Annotated in this window: 19 protein-coding genes and 1 pseudogene; 17 read left to right on the forward strand and 3 right to left on the reverse strand. The window is 44.1% G+C overall.

From position 1 onward, the window contains the following. Window positions 1–260: 260 nt before the first annotated feature. The 8 genes from YC6258_RS15925 to YC6258_RS15950 all read left to right on the forward strand — a co-directional run bounded on the left by YC6258_RS15925 (window position 261) and on the right by YC6258_RS15950 (window position 3,710). Complete coding sequence (locus YC6258_RS15925; protein WP_044617849.1) at window positions 261–749, forward strand: GNAT family N-acetyltransferase; 489 nt, start codon at window positions 261–263, stop codon at window positions 747–749. An 87-nt stretch (window positions 750–836) separates the two neighbouring features. Further along, window positions 837–1,073 carry a hypothetical protein gene (locus YC6258_RS30310; protein ID WP_169748904.1) on the forward strand — a complete coding sequence of 79 codons (237 nt, stop codon included), beginning with the start codon at window positions 837–839 and terminating at the stop codon, window positions 1,071–1,073. Beyond that, window positions 958–1,230, forward strand: a complete 273-nt coding sequence (locus YC6258_RS31385; protein ID WP_082070755.1) for a GNAT family N-acetyltransferase — start codon at window positions 958–960, stop codon at window positions 1,228–1,230. Before YC6258_RS30310 ends, YC6258_RS31385 begins: the two co-directional genes overlap by 116 nt. A 114-nt stretch (window positions 1,231–1,344) precedes the next feature. Further along, window positions 1,345–1,791 (forward strand): AAA family ATPase, encoded by a 447-nt coding sequence (locus YC6258_RS15930; protein ID WP_044617850.1) that lies wholly within the window; start codon window positions 1,345–1,347, stop codon window positions 1,789–1,791. Beyond that, window positions 1,781–2,545, forward strand: coding sequence for a tRNA(His) guanylyltransferase Thg1 family protein (locus YC6258_RS15935; protein ID WP_044617851.1), 765 nt, complete (start codon window positions 1,781–1,783; stop codon window positions 2,543–2,545). Before YC6258_RS15930 ends, YC6258_RS15935 begins: the two co-directional genes overlap by 11 nt. Window positions 2,546–2,680: 135 nt before the next feature. Further along, complete coding sequence (locus YC6258_RS15940) at window positions 2,681–3,070, forward strand: DUF7674 family protein (RefSeq protein ID WP_052830336.1); 390 nt, start codon at window positions 2,681–2,683, stop codon at window positions 3,068–3,070. A gap of 99 nt (window positions 3,071–3,169) precedes the next feature. After that, the gene (locus YC6258_RS15945) at window positions 3,170–3,394 is read left to right on the forward strand and encodes a hypothetical protein (protein WP_044617852.1); all 225 of its coding nucleotides are present in this window, start codon (window positions 3,170–3,172) and stop codon (window positions 3,392–3,394) included. Between the two features lie 67 nt (window positions 3,395–3,461). After that, a complete protein-coding gene (locus YC6258_RS15950; protein WP_044617853.1) occupies window positions 3,462–3,710 on the forward strand; it encodes a hypothetical protein in 249 nt (82 codons plus the stop codon). 252 nt (window positions 3,711–3,962) lie between these two features. Here YC6258_RS15950 and YC6258_RS30655 read toward each other — a convergent pair whose 3' ends face one another. The 3 genes from YC6258_RS30655 to YC6258_RS15965 form a co-directional block, all read right to left on the reverse strand. Next, window positions 3,963–4,790 carry an endo-1,4-beta-xylanase gene (locus YC6258_RS30655; RefSeq protein ID WP_052830337.1) on the reverse strand — a complete coding sequence of 276 codons (828 nt, stop codon included), beginning with the start codon at window positions 4,788–4,790 and terminating at the stop codon, window positions 3,963–3,965. 57 nt (window positions 4,791–4,847) lie between these two features. Further along, window positions 4,848–6,797, reverse strand: a complete 1,950-nt coding sequence (locus YC6258_RS28550; protein ID WP_211264541.1) for a cellulose-binding domain-containing protein — start codon at window positions 6,795–6,797, stop codon at window positions 4,848–4,850. A 344-nt stretch (window positions 6,798–7,141) separates the two neighbouring features. Continuing rightward, complete coding sequence (locus YC6258_RS15965) at window positions 7,142–8,311, reverse strand: AraC family transcriptional regulator (protein ID WP_044617854.1); 1,170 nt, start codon at window positions 8,309–8,311, stop codon at window positions 7,142–7,144. 1,697 nt (window positions 8,312–10,008) lie between these two features. Between YC6258_RS15965 and YC6258_RS15970 the strand changes: the two genes are divergently transcribed. From YC6258_RS15970 to YC6258_RS16000, 9 genes and pseudogenes are all read left to right on the forward strand, one after another. Beyond that, the gene (locus tag YC6258_RS15970) at window positions 10,009–10,665 is read left to right on the forward strand and encodes a hypothetical protein (protein ID WP_044617855.1); all 657 of its coding nucleotides are present in this window, start codon (window positions 10,009–10,011) and stop codon (window positions 10,663–10,665) included. 125 nt (window positions 10,666–10,790) lie between these two features. Further along, window positions 10,791–11,351, forward strand: a complete 561-nt coding sequence (locus YC6258_RS15975) for a GNAT family N-acetyltransferase (protein WP_169748985.1) — start codon at window positions 10,791–10,793, stop codon at window positions 11,349–11,351. A gap of 311 nt (window positions 11,352–11,662) precedes the next feature. Then, window positions 11,663–11,941 (forward strand): annotated as a pseudogene (locus tag YC6258_RS31390) (GNAT family N-acetyltransferase); the annotation flags it as partial. Window positions 11,942–12,012: 71 nt separating this feature from the next. Then, window positions 12,013–12,216 (forward strand): hypothetical protein, encoded by a 204-nt coding sequence (locus YC6258_RS15980; protein WP_044617856.1) that lies wholly within the window; start codon window positions 12,013–12,015, stop codon window positions 12,214–12,216. A gap of 230 nt (window positions 12,217–12,446) precedes the next feature. Further along, window positions 12,447–13,064 carry a class I SAM-dependent methyltransferase gene (locus tag YC6258_RS15985; RefSeq protein WP_044617857.1) on the forward strand — a complete coding sequence of 206 codons (618 nt, stop codon included), beginning with the start codon at window positions 12,447–12,449 and terminating at the stop codon, window positions 13,062–13,064. Window positions 13,065–13,432: 368 nt separating this feature from the next. Further along, entirely contained in the window at window positions 13,433–15,394 is a 1,962-nt protein-coding gene (locus YC6258_RS15990) for a glycoside hydrolase family 3 protein (protein WP_082070756.1), read from the forward strand. Window positions 15,395–15,586: 192 nt separating this feature from the next. Further along, a complete protein-coding gene (locus YC6258_RS31190) occupies window positions 15,587–15,718 on the forward strand; it encodes a hypothetical protein (RefSeq protein WP_281176265.1) in 132 nt (43 codons plus the stop codon). A 472-nt stretch (window positions 15,719–16,190) separates the two neighbouring features. Next, entirely contained in the window at window positions 16,191–16,421 is a 231-nt protein-coding gene (locus YC6258_RS15995; protein ID WP_044617858.1) for a CsbD family protein, read from the forward strand. 629 nt (window positions 16,422–17,050) lie between these two features. Continuing rightward, on the forward strand, window positions 17,051–19,204 hold the full coding sequence (locus YC6258_RS16000; RefSeq protein WP_044617859.1) for a putative bifunctional diguanylate cyclase/phosphodiesterase: 2,154 nt from the start codon (window positions 17,051–17,053) through the stop codon (window positions 19,202–19,204). Window positions 19,205–19,206 lie beyond the last annotated feature (2 nt).

Genomic DNA, 19,206 nt, shown 5'->3' on the forward strand with positions numbered 1-19,206 from the left:
AGGTTAGAAAAAAGAGATAGGATTTTCAAAGACTTGCTAAAACTTGGATGAAAGTCAGCCTGACTCACTGTACCAGATTCTGAAAACAGATTTGATACATTGATGTCGTTGAAATAATGAGTGCGGTATGGGCAACTACCATCTTGGTCGTCTTGAAGACGAAATCGAATAGATAACTGCAGTCACAAGATATTAAACTTAAGTTGATGCAAGATGGAGAGAGTCCATAGAAAAACTGTTATCTATAAAGGTGATCATGCGTGAATATTGTCGTTGCAGATATAAAAGATGCAAAAATAATTGCTGATATAATTTCTCAATCCAATGAAGATGTTGCAATAAAATTTGGAATAAATAAGGATAACAATCCAAAACATCCGTCATTTTGTGACGAGAAATGGGTTTTGTCCGATTTTGATAGAGGTGAGAAGTATTTTTTATATCAATTAAATGGAGAAAACGTCGGATGCGTAGCATTCGAACAGCCTACAGATGATGTTGGTTACCTCAATCGTTTATCCGTACTTCCTTCGTTCAGAAAACAAGGTATAGGCAAGCAGCTTACCCAACATGTTTTGCGGCATGGTGAGTCAAAAGGTGTTACTAGAATTAGCATAGGAATTATTGCCAAACATACCAAGTTAAAAGAATGGTATACAAAGATAGGTTTTGTAGAAAACGGACTTAAAAAGTTTCCCCATTTGCCATTTGATGTTTTGTTTATGAAATATGAGCTAAAAAACAGATAACAAAAGTGTGATGTTTGCCGCTGTCACGACTGGGACCTCCACTATGCTTCGTTATGGCCCCATACACTGGCGTTAGAAGTCCAAATAATGAATATCGAATTAGTGGCAGAGAGCGATTTATCGTTTTTGAAAGATATTGCCAAAGAGGCAATTACGTTTTCTCACCTTGAGAAAGGTGCAGAGTGCGAACATAGCGTGTTTTTAAAATGTGTGCCTGAGAAGGTATTTGGCTTTATTCTGGTTTCAAGATTATTGGAATTTGTCAGATTTTTTCTTTGTTCCAGAGAATCATGGAGCCGGTGTAGGTCGTTTCTTGCTGAGTGAAACAGTTGCAAGATGCAAGCCTCAGGATGCGAGGGGTTACATTCGTGTAAACTCGTCAAAAAATGCTGAAGGTTTTTATCGTAAATTTGGCTTTAGCTCACACGAGGCGAGTAATGACGTTCCAAATTTTGTGGTTCCATTGATATACCGCTTTTAACAAGCGGCTGCGCCAGACCCGTATAGCGTTTCTCAAATTTGCAGTTCTTATTGCAAACTTGTTCAACTCCGTACGGCTGGTGAGTGAAACGTTATACGATATGAGTAGAAATTTATGAATGGTATTGTATTTATTGGATTGCAGGCCAGTGGAAAGTCATCCTTTTACCTGAACCAATTTTATAAGACTCACATACGGCTAAATATGGATATGCTGAAAACAAGAAACAGAGAAAGGATATTGTTCAATGCTTGTTTGGAAGGAAAACAACCTACTGTTATCGATAATACAAATCCAACCAAAGAAGATAGGGAAAAGTATATTAAAGGATTCAAGGAGAATAGATTTGAGGTTGTGGGTTATTACTTTGCTTCTAAGCTAAGCGATTGTTTAGAAAGGAACGCCGCCAGAAAAGGTAAAGAACGAATTCCTGATGTTGGAATAAAAACGACTTATAACAAGCTTGAATTACCTGAATATACCGAAGGGTTCGACAAGTTGTTTTATGTGTCCATACGTAATGATGGTTTTGATGTAAAAGAGTGGAACGATGAAGTTTAGTGAGCTAGATAGCAAAATGCGGGTATTTGAGACGGCACATGATCAATATGTTTTGCCAGGAATATATATGGTCGCCCGTATTGATGGTCGGTGTTTTACAACTCTGACCAAGGAAAAGCACCGGTTTGAGGCACCCTATGACATCAAGTTTAGGGATATGATGATTGAGACTGTTAAGCATCTTATGCAATGTGGGTTTAAGATACTTTATGGTTATACACAGAGTGATGAGATATCTCTACTTCTCGATCTGAATGAAGATGTTTTTGAGAGGAAAGAGAGAAAACTAAACTCAGTATTAACGGGAGAGGCAAGCGCCAAATTTAGTTTGCTGCTAGGTGATATAGGTGCGTTTGACTGCCGTATTTGTCAGTTACCTACAAGACAGCTTGTTATAGATTATTTCCGCTGGCGAAATGAAGATGCTCATAGAAATGCTTTAAATGCGCACTGCTATTGGAGTCTAAGAAAGGAAGGCGTATCCCCTGAGAAGTCAGCTGCTACGTTTTCTAAAATGTCGGTGGCTCTAAAGAATGAGTTTCTTTTTCAAAAGGGCATCAACTTCAATGATTTACCCAACTGGCAAAAAAGAGGTGTTGGTGTTTACTGGGAAACTTACGAAAAAGACGGCTTAAATCCTATTACCGGCGAGAACGTAAAAGCATCTCGAAAGAGGGTGAAAGTGGATATTGATTTACCAATGAAGGATCAATATAGCAATTTCATCGACAGTTTATTGCCGGGGAACGCGTAACAAGTTGCTGTCACCGCCGAACTACCAAAAATCTTGAACTATGTATCAGGCTGAATGTAGCAATACTGCCTTGAATTTACTGCATCGCGGTGGGGCTGTGCACTCGCTCGCCACTACTAAAGGCGTTAAAAGTCAATGGATGAAAAAAAACCAATAGTTGAGAGCTTCCTAAGAGAAATCTGTGACCTATTCCCTGATGTTTCTGCGGCGATAGACAAGAGAATGGAGTTTCTCGGTTATGGTGCTCAAGATTTTATGTATACCGAGAAGATGGAAACATTTTCTCAGTTCACAACGAATGCAATTAAGAGATTCGATGAAAGGACGGTAAAAGCACATTTCGAATATATGTCTAATAAACTTAAGCAGGCATCAAAAGTCGAAGCTGAGTATATTGATGTTTACTATGTTGAATCTCTTATGTGGGACATTAAAGATAAGAAAGCCAAACAATGGGGCTGGTCGTTGTTGCCAAATAATTTAAGGGCACTATATCGTGAAATGTGGGGTGATTCCGACTTTTAACAACGCAAAATGTTGCGCTGTCCCGCCAACTGCTTCACGGCGGACCAAAGACTCGTTCACGCTCGCCCCGAATTTTGGCGTTATGTTTGGTGAGGAAGCATGGAAGACATAGCCACAAAGCTAACAAAAGATGATGCTTTGGTTTTGTTCGAGTTTCTGTCTAGGTTCTTCGATGAAGACAAGCTGAGTATCGCAGATCAGCCAGAGCAAAGGGCTCTGTGGAACTTCACATGTATTGTTGAAAGGGTTCTAGCTGAGCCATTCTCTGAAAATTGGTCATATATTGTTTCTGAGACTAGTGAAAGACTCCGTAACGAAGTATAAACGCAACATATTGTTGGCTCCTTCGGGGATTCGGGCCCGAGTGCGGTCATTAAGCAGCAAATAAACAATGAGCAAGAAACTAGAGCTGTCCATTAGAAACAGTAGTTACCTGTTTAGTAATGCAGACACAAAAGCATCTGTACAAGAAAAACTTGGCACCCCAGATGACATCGGTGGCTTTTTTGGCAACAGGAAAGAAGCACTGATTTTTAAGTATGGGAGTGTTGAATTTCACTTTTCACCTAAAGGTAGGTTGGTGCTAATTTACAGTGAAAATGAAGAAGGCATGCCAATAATCTGCGAGAAGCTCCAATGAGCAATAGACCACAATTAGCTCCGGCGGATCCCAACATCTGAACCGTTTTTCAAACTGCGGTGTTAATTGTTGCCAGTGTTTAAGAGAAATATTCAGACGTGTCAGAATAGGGGAGAGTGATTCTGCAATAAATCCCTGTTTCTCTTCTCGAATCCCTCTGCCGGTCCAATCCAGCAATTCCAGGTAGATGCATCGACAACACCCGCATTGACTGCCGGGCGTGCCATTTGAATGAACTCGCTGGTATTCCAGCTAAGGACGTTGTAGTTGTTTAAAATTGGGACAATATTGTGCCGCCAGTTCAAACGAACGGATTATCCAATTGTTACCAAACGCTTTTTTGGCATAGCCCGCGGCTGCATGCCCCGGCGTCGCCTCGTTTACCCCATCGATGAATTGCATATCTGGATAACGAGTACAGTCGTCGCGAATCCACTCTTCGATTTCTGCTCTTAATTCACTGGCAGATAATGCGCTACCCGAGCAGTTTTCGCCGATCCAACTTGGGCACTGGCTGCCCCAAACAAGGATATGTGCTTTAACGGGAATGTTATTGGCGCGAGCATATTCGTAGATTCGATCCAATGGTGCCCAGTTGTACTGATCGCGGTTATGTTCAACGGAGCCCCATTTACCTTCGTTTTTTGGAGTGATTTGATCCCAACAGTGCGTAAAATCGGAACGTACCTGGCTACGGGTCGTGATGTTACCGACAAATACGCCCGTGGGCTCAATGTCTATATCGCCGAGAGCTCCGTCTGGCGAATATACGGCGAACCCCGCGATTGTGCCATTGTCAATCAGCATTTTCAGGCTAATGGTAAGTTCGCCATTCACGACATGCACGTTGTCAACCGATATGGTATTGGCTTTGTCATGGCCGACTTCACTGTATAAATCGATGGCATTTACCACGGACTGGTCTTCGACGAGTAGATTAAAGGCGCGTTGACCGGCTTGTTCGTGAATGCAACACACAGTTCTCCTGTTCACCGTGTAGCCCTGCATACTGGTGCTGGCTATCCATGTCCCAACGGTATTGTCACTGATTTCGAGGCTGACGCTCTCATCGCCTGCCATCAAGCCTCGCATATGCACAGTAACGGTGTTGTCACCCGATGAGGAGGGTGAGCTCGTTTAACTGCTGGTCATCTGATCGCAATTGCCAATCAACGACCAGGATGAATCACTACCAGGCACTGTGTTGGTGTACCAATTCGCTTGATACAGCGTGTTTTGATAAACCATCTGATCACCAGCGTTGGCATGATTATAGGCACCACCAGACCAGTCACGAGCAGTCCAATTGGGGTAAACATTAATGCCATCGCAGCTGTCGCCCGAAGAGCCACCCGATGAACTGGTCTCGATATCACCTGCGGCCGTTAATAGCGTAATAAAGTCCAGTTTGGCACCATCTTCGCGACGTTCGATACGCAATGTATGATCGCCTGCCGCAAGGTTATCGAAAGTCGCCAGGGTTAACGTGCTCCAGCCGCTGGTTTGTGTGTTGTTTTGAGTTGTCCAGGTGCCGTCATCCAGTTTGAAGTAAAACGAGTCATCGTTGGCGTTTGGCATGTTGACGCGTATCTGCAGCTGAACAGCGGTTGACTGCGATAAACTGAAGGGAATTAAAACCTGACCGCTAGCATCATCCGATGCGGAATCCAGTAATTGATCACCATTATTTGGCCAAACGATATACTGCGATCCGGAAGCAGCAGCATCTGATAAAACAGAGAACGGTGCAAAGCTCTGTTGGTTTGACAGACTTTCCAGTTCGACTTGAACAGAGGAACCCTCGGAACCAAAGCCCTGCCCATTAATGATCACTCGGTAACCATAAAAAGGATTAGTAACCGTAACGGGTACCGTGAGCGAACCGTTAACCACAGTTTCCACTGATTGTGCGACAGTAACCGGCCCGGAAACGGGCGTGTCTTTATTTGACCATGATACATATTCGACGGTAACGTCGACAACATCGCCAAAGCTGGCTGGGATGTTGTTGAATACGACATTCGCTGTACCTGTGAAGTTACCGCCGAGGCAGATACTGGCGTAACCGGCCGAGGTATCCAGGTTGGCGAAACCATCCAGGCCATCGCCGTTTTGACGGGGCGGTGTAACACTGAGCATGTTGCCCGTCATATCCCCATACCACTTATACAGCCACCAGCCGCCACCGCGCTGGTTATTTGCTGTTAGTAAGCTACCTAGTCTGCCCGGAAGGTTGGTGAACCACCAGGAGATATTTGCGGATTCCACCCGATTACGCTCAAATTTTGCAATAAACGGCACAGATACCCCAGGCGCACCTTCATATTCATGGGTATCGTGAGAGTACTCGTTGATGCTGATTGGGCGAGGCGAAATGCCCAGAGCACTTTCCCGGGCACGGTAGTCGGCAATATTTGCCGTGATATTGTCTGATCCCCCCAATTCGTGCCAGCTGATAACATCAGGAAGGCAGCTGTTCGTAACGCAGTACGCGAGAAAATTCTGAATGTATGTGCGATCGTACCAGGCTGCTGAAGGCCCAATGATGCGTTCACCCGGGTCCTGGCTGCGAATCAGGTCGTAGGTGGGTTTCCACAGTGATGAATTGAAGTTTCCGTTGGCATCATTCCAGGTAATATTGGGTTCATTGAAAATCTCATAACCGTAGTAGTTATTTCTTCCAGAGGAACGCTTGTCTGCGATAACCGAGCGAACTTCCGTAGACCAATGTGACCACCCTGACCACTGATAAGGCCAGCCGGGCAGTATATCCGCCAAGCGGACAGTCACTTCGGCAGTGGTGTTGGCCAATCGTTGAGAAACGGGAATGGCTGCACCAATTTGCTGTTGGTATCCCGGCCCACTTCTGGCCGGTTGCGTATACATTCTGGGATTAAGCGGCGCGACAAGACCATTGATGTCTGTGGGTAAACTCTCGGTGATACCGTAAAGCGCACCAGACGCGGCCTGGGTGACGGGACCGATCGGATCAGACATGTCGACAATGAGTGTTTCATTTAATGCCTGAACACTCGCACTAAATAACAACAATGCACCACACAAAGCCGAAAATCGTTTTTTGATCATCGTTTTGAATCCTTGATTAGGTTTGAGATAAGTGCCGACATTCTTGTGAAATGGCGTGTTTCATAAGAAAAACATGCTGGGCAAACTCGTTTCTTTATTATTGTGACTGAGCATGGATTCGCCCATCCCATGCTCACATTGAGAAAGCGATTGTTAAGACACTGGAGAATAAAAAAATAAACAAATAGGGTTTAAATTTTTGTAATCCGAATAGTTAAATACTTTTTTAAAATCGTTAAAGTTTATGAAAGGACAAAGGGTCGTTAGTTGGAGTCTTTGCCATCTGCAGCTCAAGGGGGCTGCCACATCCAAAGGGCCACGTTTCGCGCATGAGTTACTGAACACTATGCCTCGGGGGTCTTGAAGCTGTTAAGCCTGAACGTTTTTGGTGCGCAGCCGTATTCCTTTTTAAACAGTGCATTGAAGTAGGTCACATTGGCAAAACCAACCCCAAGAGCGATTTGTTTGACGCTAAGATGTTGCTCTTCAATGAGCAGTCGCGCAGCCTCTGCTAACCGAAGCTTATTGACGTACGCGGTAAAAGTGAGACCTAGTTCAGCTTTTAGGATCTTATTAATTTTTGAACGGGTTGTTCCCAGAGTGGCTGCAGCGCTTTCAATGTTGATCTCTGGGTTGATGTACTCAACGGCAATATGAGAAAGGAGTGCCGACTTCGGATCGTCAGATTGTTGTTTGATCGATAACTTTTGATAAGCAATGAGGGGCCGATTCATATTAATTTGTTCTTTTGCGCGGCGTATTTTCTCCTGCACATACAGCCTCATAAAAAAATATGCCAAGGCCAGCCAGGCGACTGCAGTGATCGCGACACTACACCCAAAATAGCTATAGTTCTCCGAAACGAGTACCAAGTCGGATATTTCAATTCTCGAGCGACTTCCTCTTGGACTCTGGAGCGAGTTGTTGATGGAAAAACCGTGCGTTCTTCGCAAATCTGCAGTGCGGTCTGTATACGCCAGGCCATACCGCTCAAGCCACCAGTCGGCCGAATCCAAATCCTTTAATTCGAACGATATTCTGCTGCTTTGCTTATTGCAGGTTAGAAAATCCAGGCTAACGCGATAGGTTTCTGGTTTTCCAAGCGTTGTAACATTGTCGACATAGGTATAGAGCGCAAACACAAGAATATTTTTGGGCTCACATTTGACACCAAAACTTACCCTGGAATAAACACTTAGGTCGACCAGGTCGCTAACATCTTGTGGCTCGGAAAGGTTGACAATAAAAGAGGTATAGGGATATCGCTCCTCAGTGGAAACAAGAAAATCGAAGGTTATGGGCTGCGACGTTTCTCCACTGTTTAACACAAAGACCTTGTCGCCTTGCTGCTGATCTGGAGGCTCGGTCCCGTAAAACCAGTTGATATCGCTATGCTCATGCGGCAAGAAAGCTGTCTCATGGATGGAAAATAACAGCCCTGCATATAGCAGGATGGCGGATAGGATAAGGAGAACAGAAACACAAAGTAACGCTTTGCGATAAAATAATGCCATTCTTTTGATATTCTTTTTATTTGTTTATGAATGTCTGATATTTAAAAAGCAAGATATTCAAAAGTAGTAGAGAGGTCTTGCTTCGTCATACTATGGACCCCAGGGTACTGGAAGACAAACCGTATGGCATCAAAGCTGATGCCACAATACAACCAGCCAAATCTTACCCCATGTCGCTATACATTATCCGTTAATAGCGTTTGATTTTTCAGCAGCCGTTCCGCTGCCTAATGACCCTGTTATCAAACTTTATAAAAAGTCTGGTTTAATCATCAAATAACAAACAAGACAAGGAAGATCCACTACTATTAACCCGACATGTATACTTGCCGGATTAATAACTTGCAGAACAAGAGCATTTCGTATGAATCAGGTTTACGACGAAACCAAACTGGATCTATCTTGTTCCAAAGTAACCAATAATATAGTTCTGGCTGATCTGAAGGCGTAGCAAGTTACTTGAGGAACCAAGTTGTTAAGAACAGGGCTCTTGAGGTGGTGAGATGAGATCAGGTCGCCAACAAATTCGGTGGAGTTCGGCTCAACTGAAAACAATCTCTGAGTTTTTCAGACGAAGACCCCTGCCCGGAAAAACACCTGAACTGTTTCACACTGCTGTGTTAATCGTTGCCAGTGTTTAAGAGAATTACTCAGGCACGCTAGAATGGGAAAGAGTGATTCTGTAATAAGCCGGTTGCCCTGTTTTTGCGTGTTACCAAGAATGGTCATTTAAGACACTACATCCTGATAACCGGTAGATAAATGATCATGTGAACGATTATCTGGATCAGTCAGACTGTTTGTGATATTTAACCAACAGGTCAAGTATCGGAGACATTGCCGGGAAACCTAAAAACAATGCGGTTCCAGGCGACTGTTTTTCCAGGATACATCGTCGTGCGACGGTATTTCCAAATGCAGAAATTGACAGCTATTAACTCAGGAACCATGATAATCAGTAGGGTAACTTCGGTTTTCTGAGCTGATTTATCCTGGGCAAAAACGCCTGTTGGACAGATTGTTATGAGATGCGAAAGGCACTGCTATGTAACAAGAGGAAGATTTCATAGATTCGGCTGAACTGGCTTCAAAAATAGCAACACAAGTTATTGCTGACACGAAATTCTGGAAGGCTTGTTTGGAGAATGCCGCGAGCAAAATCGAAGGTCTGAATGAATTCGGTTCTCACCAATACGAAGGAGCTTCAACACCAACTTACTTTTTCACTAAAGGTAATGTCCAGTTGTTCGTTCAAGAGAAATTTCAGCCCTAAATGTATCTTATAGCTATATGGACTCATGTCCGTGCCCAGGCAAAGAACGTTGGCTTGCAAAAAGTGAGACCTTTCTCCAAGAAGTTACTTCACAAATTCAGCGGTCCTGTCAAAACCTTTTAACAAGCCAATTAACGCCCCTTTAGGACTGGTCCTCCTCACTGCGTAGTCGTTAGGCAGACCCTCCGGGCATTGGATGGCATCGGTCGATTTTGAGCTATGACTATGGCCAATATCTGATAGAGTCTCTCGCAGAGTATAGTCGGGTCTGAAAGTAAGCCATTCGAGCTCGAATATCAAAATTGGTAGGTGGAGGACGGAAGCCGGAATCCTGTATAGGATTCCCAGTCATTCACTAGAAATACAGTGAAACAATATCGGACTGTGAAAAAATCTGTTAGCGCGTTATGAGGAATATTGAAAAGTGCTTCGTATATTTTTAATTATTGTATCTGCCATGCTTACTGCATGTCAGGCGACGAAGGTGGAACCGGTTAGTAAATCCTATTATTCCGGCGTCAAACCAGAAGAATATCAAGAAATCAGCCCTGTTAATGATGTGCAGATATGGGTTGCTAATCGATATTTAAAATTGAATTGTGATTGCAGTGATATCGAAATTTTTGTTAACGAGCGTCGACGTTGGGTGCCTGAATTTTATCTGGTAGTTGACACCGATCCAAAAAGTGGTAGGGGATTTGTCAACTCAGATAGAGAGGGCTGGAGGGATATTTCTGTAGAATCAATAGAGATTGATGGGGTCAAATTCTCGCATGAAATTGGTTATTTCGATACCTTGCAGGTTCCAGCAGGCGAAATTCAAAACATTATAAATCAGACACCCTACACAGCGCCAAGTTGTGGATTGGTGAGAAGGCTTACATCAGAAGATAAAAAGTACTCGATATCTGTTGTTGATTCGATCAGCTGTGGCGAGTTTTCATCGGCTCTGAGAGGTAAGGAATCGTTGAAATCTTTGCCAAAAGAAACGCGGGATCTAATGACCCCCTACATACAAACACTTGACCAAAGAATTGAAATATTAAGAGCCGAAGAAAGAACTGCCTATGGTTTCCTATAAAAATTAATACGTAACTGATCAAAAAATTATTACGAGAGGTGACAGCGAAGTGAGGCTTCGCTGCGATGATGGCTTTGACAAACTTGATGGAGGATAAGCACGTGAGAGTGCAAGAGGATTTCGGAATGGTTAAACTTCAAAAGGCTGACCTAGGTTCTCTAAGCGAGTTCAAAACTGCTCTCCAGGACTCGTTCCGAGTGGCGATCGAAGCTGATTTAGGTCAACCGATTGAAGCGCCCATTCCTTCTGATAAGGACATAGAACAGTCCATCGCTGAGGCTGGAGCTGCTACATACTGGATCATGGCAAACCATCAGCGTGTCGGTGGTGCAGTTGTGGTAATTGATGAAATAAGCAATCGAAACTCATTGTCGTTCTTCTTCATTTTAACCGGCCTGCAGAGTCGGGGGTTAGGTCTACAAGCCTGGAAAGCAATCGAGAGGGAGTACCCAAATACCAAGGTCTGGGAAACCGTCACCCCGTATTTTGAGAAACGAAACATTCACTTCTATGTAAATAGGTGTGGCTTCAAGATTGTTGAGTTCTACAACAAGTTTCATCCAGATCCGCACCAAGTTTCAGATCAGGTTCATAAAGAAGAGGATGATGATGAGATGTTCAGATTTATGAAGGTTATGGGTTCTGAAAGCGATTATAACTCGGCAGTATACATGTCGGGTTTATAGCGTGATGCAGGGATGCACCGAGGTGTCGGACCATATCATTGGCCATAGCCAATGCGAACCCTGATAAATCAAACGATTCGACGATTCGCGCAACACCGCCAGATTTCTTGGGGCGACAATTAAAGAGACCAGGACGATCTATTTAATTGCCGGATTAATAGTTTCGAGAAAAGCAGGCATCAGGCATGGATGACTTATTGATATACACTTTAAGTGTATTAGTTTCGAGTTGCTCAAAACTTCAGGTTTAGAATGTTCAAACGAATTATGGTCAAAAAAAACGAGAACTTTATTGCACAGACACACTCCGTTGCTACGTGCCTATAGTCGATGGTAAAGCCTGTGCTTGGGCAACAAGCTTTATTGATGGTGATCATGCAATTTTTGCCAACGCATACACTCAGGAGAGTTATCGCTCGCGGGGATGCCAAACAGCTCTCCTTGGGGCACGAATAGAAGATGCAGGAAATTTTGGTGTCAAAGTGGTTCTAACAGACGTTATGCCAGATAGCACCAGTAGCATAAACTGTAAATCTATCGGATTCTCCAGCGTAGGCATAAGAAACGTTTGGAGTAAAGAAATATCATAACTAACAGACACGGGTGAGGAAGTCGTGACCTCGCTCCAACCGAAAAACCTTATGCGTGATCAAGGCTCAGGATGAAACTTGCAGATTTTCCTGCAGGAACCAAATTCTATATCAAAGAATTTGATATTCCTCTGGCAAATATACCGAATAGGGGCTGGGTTAATTTCTTTGGTGGCAGAGCAAGGCCATATGATGTTTCTGGGTTAAAACCTGGAAATAATTGGCCAGCGGAAAACTTTGAAGAGTGGAAGAAGGTCGTTGAAGAGTCAAAATGATTCACTTTAATATTTCGCAAGTGGCGGCGTTAATTCTCGACGAGGACTTAAAACTTTCACGTCTACTAAGATCCCAAATGTCGTCGGCACCTGTAAAGGCTGATGTATAGCATTTTGTCAAATTCATTACGCCGGATGCTTATCAAAATGCTAACCACAGGTACTGCGATATCTGGTGTCGCGCGTGTTGTAAACGTTAGCTTTCGGGAAAAAACTGGAATATATGATCAATGAAAGATTCAAAGAAATTTTGGGACAAATCTGCAGAAAAATATATTAAAAGCCCCATTAAAGATGAGGCTAAATATCAACAAAAGCTAGCGATTACCCAGGAGTTTCTGAGGTCGGATTCGAAGGTGCTGGAGTTTGGCTGCGGCAGTGGTGCCACCGCTATTTACCATGCTCCTTATGTTGAATATGTTGTTGCAACAGATATATCTGACAAAATGATAGAAGCGGCTCAGAGAAAAGCGCTCGAAGCCGGAGTAAAGAATATTACCTTTCAGCAGGGTACACTAGACAGCCTAAAGTTCCAAAATGAAAGTTTTGACGCTGTTTTGGGGCTAAATGTGTTACATCTTTTGGACGATGTAGATGGTGCAATTGCCAAAGTTCATCAGCTTTTAAAAAATGATGGTGTATTTGTTTCAAGTACGTCATTAATAGCAGAAATCAACTTTGTTTTTCGATGGTTGATCTCAGGAATGCAGTTTCTTGGCATGGCTCCTTATGTCAGTCGATTTACAAAGAGTCAGCTTATTTCTAAATTAACGAATTCAGGTTTTACTATTGAACGTGAATGGCAAACCAGCCATGAATCAGTATTCATAGTCGCTAGAAAAGGCTAGGGAACCTCTGAAAAATGGTCTATTTTTGCACAGGACATTGTCAGCCCCAGTCTCACATCCTCATTTAAGCCAGTAAACTGCGGTGTTGCGAGTGGTGCTTTCTCGCCTGCATCAAAACTATTCCTATTTTTCAGAGGCCCCCTAGATATAGTCTTAGACCAAACTGTGAAGATTATCTGCTGAAATTGAAGGGGCAGGATTTGACCTGGAACAATACTTTAAGGAACAGAGATGGCAATAAAAGGTCTATTTTTAGCCGCCCTGTATATAACTCTCCGCGTCTTACTAATTTTGTTTAATATCTCATAGACGATATTCATATTTTAATATAGGTTGACGTTGTGTTATCAACTAAAGTGAGTTTATTCATGACAACAATAAGAAACACAATTCTACATGGTTCCTATGTTCTGTTAATAGCTTTGCCACTAAGTTCTTTTGCCAATGCGGATGTTGAGTTGGAAAGCAAAAGTACGAATATATTGAATATTGATGGAAAAATATTTAAAGATTTAAACAAAAATGGAAAATTAGACCCTTACGAAGACTGGAGGTTGTCTCCAGAAGAACGCTCTGAAAATTTGCTCTCATTGATGACGTTAGAAGAAAAAGCTGGTTTGATGATGCATGGTTCAGCTCCTGGTTCAGATGAACTTGGAAGGGGATCCAGCTATGATCAGGATAAAGTCAGAGAGCTTATTGAAAAAAAACATATTTCATTTTTCATTACCAGATTAAAAGGCGATGAGCCAGGTCATCTGGCTGAGCAAAATAACATTTTGCAAAATATTGCAGAGTCTACTCGTTTAGGTATACCTATTACGATTAGTTCAGATCCTCGCAATTCATTTCAATACCTGGAAGGCGCATCCATCGCGTCGGGAAAATTCAGTAAGTGGCCTGAAACACTCGGTATGGCCGCGATTAATGATGAAACTTTAACTGAGCAGTATGCTGACATCATCAGACAAGAATACAGAGCTGTAGGTATAACAGAAGCACTATCACCCCAGGCTGATATTGCCAGTGAACCTCGCTGGCCTCGTATAAGTGGTACTTTTGGCGAAGATCCTGGTTTAGTTGGAAAAATGACTAAAAGCTATATTATTGGAATGCAGGCTGGGTCAAACGGTATTAATAAAGATAGTGTCGTGACCGTTCTTAAACATTGGGTTGGGTACGGAGCGGCAAAAGATGGTTGGGATAGCCACAATTCATACGGAAAATTCGCTGATTTTGAATCAGCTTCGCTTGAGACACATATCTCACCATTTGTTGAAGCATTTAAAGCCAATGTTGCTGGTGTAATGCCGACGTATTCAATACTGCAAGGTGCAACGTATAACGGCAAATCCATCCCACAAGTGGGTGGGGGGTACAATCGCTTCTTACTTCAAGACTTACTGCGAGATACCTATGGTTTTGATGGTGTTATCCTGAGCGACTGGCTAATAACAAGAGACTGCGAAGAAGACTGTATCAATGGCTTTAAAAAAGGGGAACAAGTTTTACCAAGAGGTATGCCTTGGGGGGTTGAGGAACTATCTGTTGAAGACCGCTTTGTTAAGGCGATTGAAGCTGGAGTGGATCAGTTCGGGGGAGTAACGGACTCAGAGATATTAGTTAATGCCGTTAAAAATAATAAGATTTCGGAAAGTAGAATTGATTCATCAGTTGTCCGAATATTAAATCAAAAATTCAAAGTTGGTTTGTTTGAAAATTCATATGTAGATGCAAAAAAAGCAGATGAAGTCGTCGGCAATGAAAAATTTTCTATGTTGGCCAGCGCAGCTCAATTTAACTCTTTGATATTATTAAAAAACGACAACGCATTACCAATTAAAAAAGGCCTCAAAGTTTGGTTGCATGGCATAAATAGAACCTCTGCAAACGAAGCTGGTTTTCAAGTTGTTGAAAGACTTCAGGATGCTGATATTGCGCTCATCAGAACCTCTACACCCTATGAAAGGCCTCATGAAAACTACTTCTTTGGTAAAAGGCATAATGAAGGAGCATTGAACTTTAAAGAAAATAACGAGGATTATCTTGCGATCAAAGAGGCTAAAAAGTACGTTCCAACTGTAGTCACGGTTTACCTGGATCGACCAGCGATTTTAACGAACGTGCTTAAGGAATCTGACGCATTAATCGCCAATTTTGGTGTTAGCGATGAGGTATTGTTTAGTCGATTAACATCTAATGAAGTATACGTGGCTACACTTCCGTTTGAACTTCCAAGCTCAATGAAGTCGGTTTTGTCTCAAGACCCGGCTAAACCCTATGATTCAAATAACCCATTATTCCCGATTGGGTTTGGGTTAGATAAATAATGTAAGAAGGTCTGTATTCACTCAATGATTTATAATCGTTTTAACCAAAATACTATAAACATAGCGTGAAACAGACCATCAATGAATTAGGGGAGTCTTTTGTACGGACACCGTGACGATATCTGACTGCCAGCTCCCCTTCAACTGAGACAGAATTAGAGTTTTCTGAGACGCTTAACTCAGGAGACCATTATGAAAGAATCACTTTTTAGCGAATCGCAGATCATCGGTATTTTAGGAGAGGGTGATTCTGGGATAAAGATCGCTTTGTCTTCTCTGCCTCTTGTTCACTTGCCACTATGGCACCTTACGATGCCGATGTAGTGGGTAGGAGGAGACCATCTCATCGACAATCAAATAGATTGTCTTGATCTCTTTGGTTGTCCTGGGGCGGTGTTGCGCGAAACACCGAATCGTCGGACCGCTTGATATCTCGGGGCTCGGCCAATGGTGTGGTCCGACACCTGGGTGTGTCCCTGCATCACATGATTAACCCATCATAATCAGCAAATTCGCTTGAGTAAGGTCATGGGAGCATTTACCACAAGGCTGCGCGACCTGTGCTTTCTGATGTTTGCTGGTACTCGGATGCATGCCAAGGCGTACAGTGTGAAAAAGATGCACTTGGAAAGGTCGGTAGGACGATTAAAAATAACTTATGCCGAAACAGAAAAATCATTTGGGAAATGTATCGCCTTAAGTGTGACACCGCACCGACAGCTGGTACCTATCCCTATTAAGGTAGCTGCTCCGATGATCCGTAACAACACGGAAGCGGGATTGGAAGGAGATCCAAATGAAAAATTTCGCACAGCAACAGAGTACGCACATAAGTGATGAAATCAAGGGCAAATGGAAGAAGCAAGTGGGTGCGGCCAAAACCACATGGAGCAAACTGACTGAGGACGAGTTGATTAAGGTTGAAGGTCATCAGAAAACACTGACCGGGTTAGTACAGGAACGTTATGACATTGCTCGCGAGGACGCAGAAAAGCAGGTCAAAAAGTTTTTTGCCCAGAACAAATAACACGCTTCGCTTGGTATCAGGCAAAAGGACTACCGGGACAGGTTGATTTTCTGATTGTCAGAACCTGGTCCTGGTCTGAACCCTACATTCACAGCGAGATGATCCTCCAAGGCAGAATGTAAGCGCTAAGATGCCAGCCAATATGAGATTCAATAATCTATATAGCAGACAAACGAGTTCTGTAGCGACAGCGCATATGAAGGTGACAGTGACAAAACAAAAGATGTCACGACTAGCCTGCTGCCATATGTACATGCGGTACAGATTAAATCTCAAGCGTAGGGGGGTTATCAGGACAGCGGGTAAGGTTGTCGAAGAGACGTGCTATCACGTCGCCGTCTTGTCCGATAACCGGACTGCAACCAGGGCCAAATCCGTCTTTTCGTATTCCCGCAGTGTTAACGACTCTGATTGAGGCCTTTATTTCAAACAGAGTAGTGATCTTGAAGAACGTGGTCAGCGGTGTCGAGTAAGTCCTGGTGGTGACATTGCAGAGAATATCCAGGGTGTGAAATATGCTATTGACAAGATTGGCCCTGCGCTAAGCGTCTATAGCTTTCGTTTTTTCTACGGCAACTCATGCGTCATGCGTCAAATTGTATTGATTCTGAAACGGTGAGGATCGGGAGATGAAAAACTACACAGTCAATGTTCTGTTGGTGGAAGACGAGGAAAGCAACGCCAAACTCATCCGACTTGCTCTGGCGGAGGGCGACAATAGCGTTTTCCGGGTGCAATGGGTGAAGCGAATCTCAGTCGCACTGCAGTGCCTGTTGCGTTGTCAGAACATTCCGGCAAAACGTTTCGATGTTATTTTGCTGGATCTGACTCTACCTGATGCTGAAGGGCCGGAGGCTTTCATTCCATTGTTCGAAGCCGCTCCTGAAGCGTTGATTCTGGTTCTCAGCAATTCGGCAAATGAAGATACTGCCCGTGTGCTGGTGAAGAAAGGTGCCTATGACTATCTGGGCAAGCAATTCGTGAATTGCCATTGGTTGCCTAGAGCCCTTCGTTATGTCGCAGAACGCAAGCAGGCAGAGAACGTATTGCTCGATTCAGAAGCAGCCTTGTTTGACGCCAATGAACGGGCCCAGATAACACTCAATTCCATCGGTGATGCCGTTGTGGCTACCGACATGATGGGTGTCGTCACTTATATGAACCTGATGGCGGAAACCATGACGGGCTGGCATCAGGATGAAGCAATTGGCAGGCCATTGGCCGAGGTGTTTTGCATCGTTGACGGCAAAACCCGAAAAACTGCAGAAAATCCGGTACAAGCCGCTATCCGCGAGAATCAAGTGGTTGGATTGACGGCCAATTGTGTACTGATTCGCCGCGACGGTTTTGAATCAGTCATCGAGGATTCCACCGCGCCGATTCATAATCACCAGGGTCAGGTGTTGGGCGCGGTAATGGTGTTTCACGATGTGAGTGCTTCACGTGAGATGGCTCTGAAGATGACACATCTGGCCCAGCACGACATCCTCACCGGGAAACCGAATCGGCTATTGCTGCAGGAGCGTCTGGCGCAGGCCATTGTGCTGGCCAAACGTCACCACAGGCAAGTCGGGTTACTGTTTCTGGACCTGGACTATTTTAAGTACATCAATGACTCCCTCGGTCATGCAGTTGGTGATCAGCTGTTGATATCAGTGGCAAATCGTTTGCAGGCCTGTGCGCGTGCGTCAGATACGGTGTGTCGTCAGGGTGGTGATGAATTTGTGATCCTGTTGACGGAGATCGAGCAGCCGCAGGATGCCGCCCAGGTGGCGAGCAAAGTCCTGGCCGCTATGACGCGGCCTCATATTATTGGTGCCCACGAGTTACAAATCAGTGTCAGCATCGGCATCAGTGTCTATCCGGACGATGGTGACAGCGTCGACAGCATCATGAAAAACGCCGATACAGCGATGTATCACGCCAAGTCCAATGGTCGCGATAATTACCAGTTTTTTCGAGCGGATATGAACGACTGTGTCATGCAGCGTTTGTTGCTCGAAGGTAGTCTGCGACGCGCGCTTAAGCACCAGGAATTCGTGCTGCACTATCAACCTCAGTTTGATCTCAAATCAGGTGTCATGACCGGTGCAGAAGCTTTGATTCGATGGCGCGATCCAGAACTGGGGCTAGTTTATCCGGATGACTTTATACCCACCGCCATAGAGAGTGGCCTGATTTTACCGATTGGGCGCTGGGTGCTGCGCCAGACCTGTATCCAGATTGGCATGTGGCTGGAAGCCGGTTCGCAGCCAGTACCGGTGGCCGTAAATGTTTCCATGATAGAACTGACTCATCCACTGTTTGTCACTGGGTTGGCGGAAATTTTGATGGAAACCGGCTTGCCTGCCAATTACCTGAAACTGGAGTTTACGGAGAAGGTGTTGACTCCAGATACCGAAGCGTTTCATCGAACACTGCAGGCGTTGATAGACATGGGAGTAGGTCTGGTTATCGATGACTTTGGTACCGGCCATTCCAGTCTCAGTTTACTGAGGCACTATGCTATCAGTGCCTTGAAAATAGATCGCGCATTTGTACATGACATGGTCACTTATCCCGACGATGCCTCGATCATCAATGCGGTAATTGGTATAGGACACAGCCTCAAACAACGGGTGGTGGCAAAGGGCGTGGAAAATCAAAAGCAACTGATGATGTTGCGCGCACAACGGTGTGATACAGGGCAAGGTTTCCTCTTTGGCCGCCCGCAGGATGCGGATGGATTTACAAATCTGCTGATGCATCAAAATGACGGCACTTCTCAAGGCAAACAGGCTTGATG

The sequence above is a fragment of the Gynuella sunshinyii YC6258 genome (genome assembly GCF_000940805.1).
In the GTDB taxonomy this organism is placed as follows: Bacteria; Pseudomonadota; Gammaproteobacteria; order Pseudomonadales; family Natronospirillaceae; genus Gynuella; species Gynuella sunshinyii.

Excerpts from the sequence above, each read along its gene's own strand:
- YC6258_RS30310 (WP_169748904.1), top strand. The coding sequence starts at position 837 with ATGAATATCGAATTAGTGGCAGAGAGCGATTTATCGTTTTTGAAAGAT.
- YC6258_RS15930 (WP_044617850.1), top strand. The coding sequence starts at position 1,345 with ATGAATGGTATTGTATTTATTGGATTGCAGGCCAGTGGAAAGTCATCC.
- YC6258_RS15935 (WP_044617851.1), top strand. The coding sequence starts at position 1,781 with ATGAAGTTTAGTGAGCTAGATAGCAAAATGCGGGTATTTGAGACGGCA.
- YC6258_RS15940 (WP_052830336.1), top strand. The coding sequence starts at position 2,681 with ATGGATGAAAAAAAACCAATAGTTGAGAGCTTCCTAAGAGAAATCTGT.
- YC6258_RS15945 (WP_044617852.1), top strand. The coding sequence starts at position 3,170 with ATGGAAGACATAGCCACAAAGCTAACAAAAGATGATGCTTTGGTTTTG.
- YC6258_RS15950 (WP_044617853.1), top strand. The coding sequence starts at position 3,462 with ATGAGCAAGAAACTAGAGCTGTCCATTAGAAACAGTAGTTACCTGTTT.
- YC6258_RS30655 (WP_052830337.1), bottom strand. The coding sequence starts at position 4,790 with ATGGCAGGCGATGAGAGCGTCAGCCTCGAAATCAGTGACAATACCGTT.
- YC6258_RS28550 (WP_211264541.1), bottom strand. The coding sequence starts at position 6,797 with ATGATCAAAAAACGATTTTCGGCTTTGTGTGGTGCATTGTTGTTATTT.
- YC6258_RS15965 (WP_044617854.1), bottom strand. The coding sequence starts at position 8,311 with ATGGCATTATTTTATCGCAAAGCGTTACTTTGTGTTTCTGTTCTCCTT.
- YC6258_RS15975 (WP_169748985.1), top strand. The coding sequence starts at position 10,791 with ATGGTTAAACTTCAAAAGGCTGACCTAGGTTCTCTAAGCGAGTTCAAA.
- YC6258_RS15980 (WP_044617856.1), top strand. The coding sequence starts at position 12,013 with ATGAAACTTGCAGATTTTCCTGCAGGAACCAAATTCTATATCAAAGAA.
- YC6258_RS15985 (WP_044617857.1), top strand. The coding sequence starts at position 12,447 with ATGAAAGATTCAAAGAAATTTTGGGACAAATCTGCAGAAAAATATATT.
- YC6258_RS15990 (WP_082070756.1), top strand. The coding sequence starts at position 13,433 with ATGACAACAATAAGAAACACAATTCTACATGGTTCCTATGTTCTGTTA.
- YC6258_RS31190 (WP_281176265.1), top strand. The coding sequence starts at position 15,587 with ATGAAAGAATCACTTTTTAGCGAATCGCAGATCATCGGTATTTTAGGA.
- YC6258_RS15995 (WP_044617858.1), top strand. The coding sequence starts at position 16,191 with ATGAAAAATTTCGCACAGCAACAGAGTACGCACATAAGTGATGAAATC.
- YC6258_RS16000 (WP_044617859.1), top strand. The coding sequence starts at position 17,051 with ATGAAAAACTACACAGTCAATGTTCTGTTGGTGGAAGACGAGGAAAGC.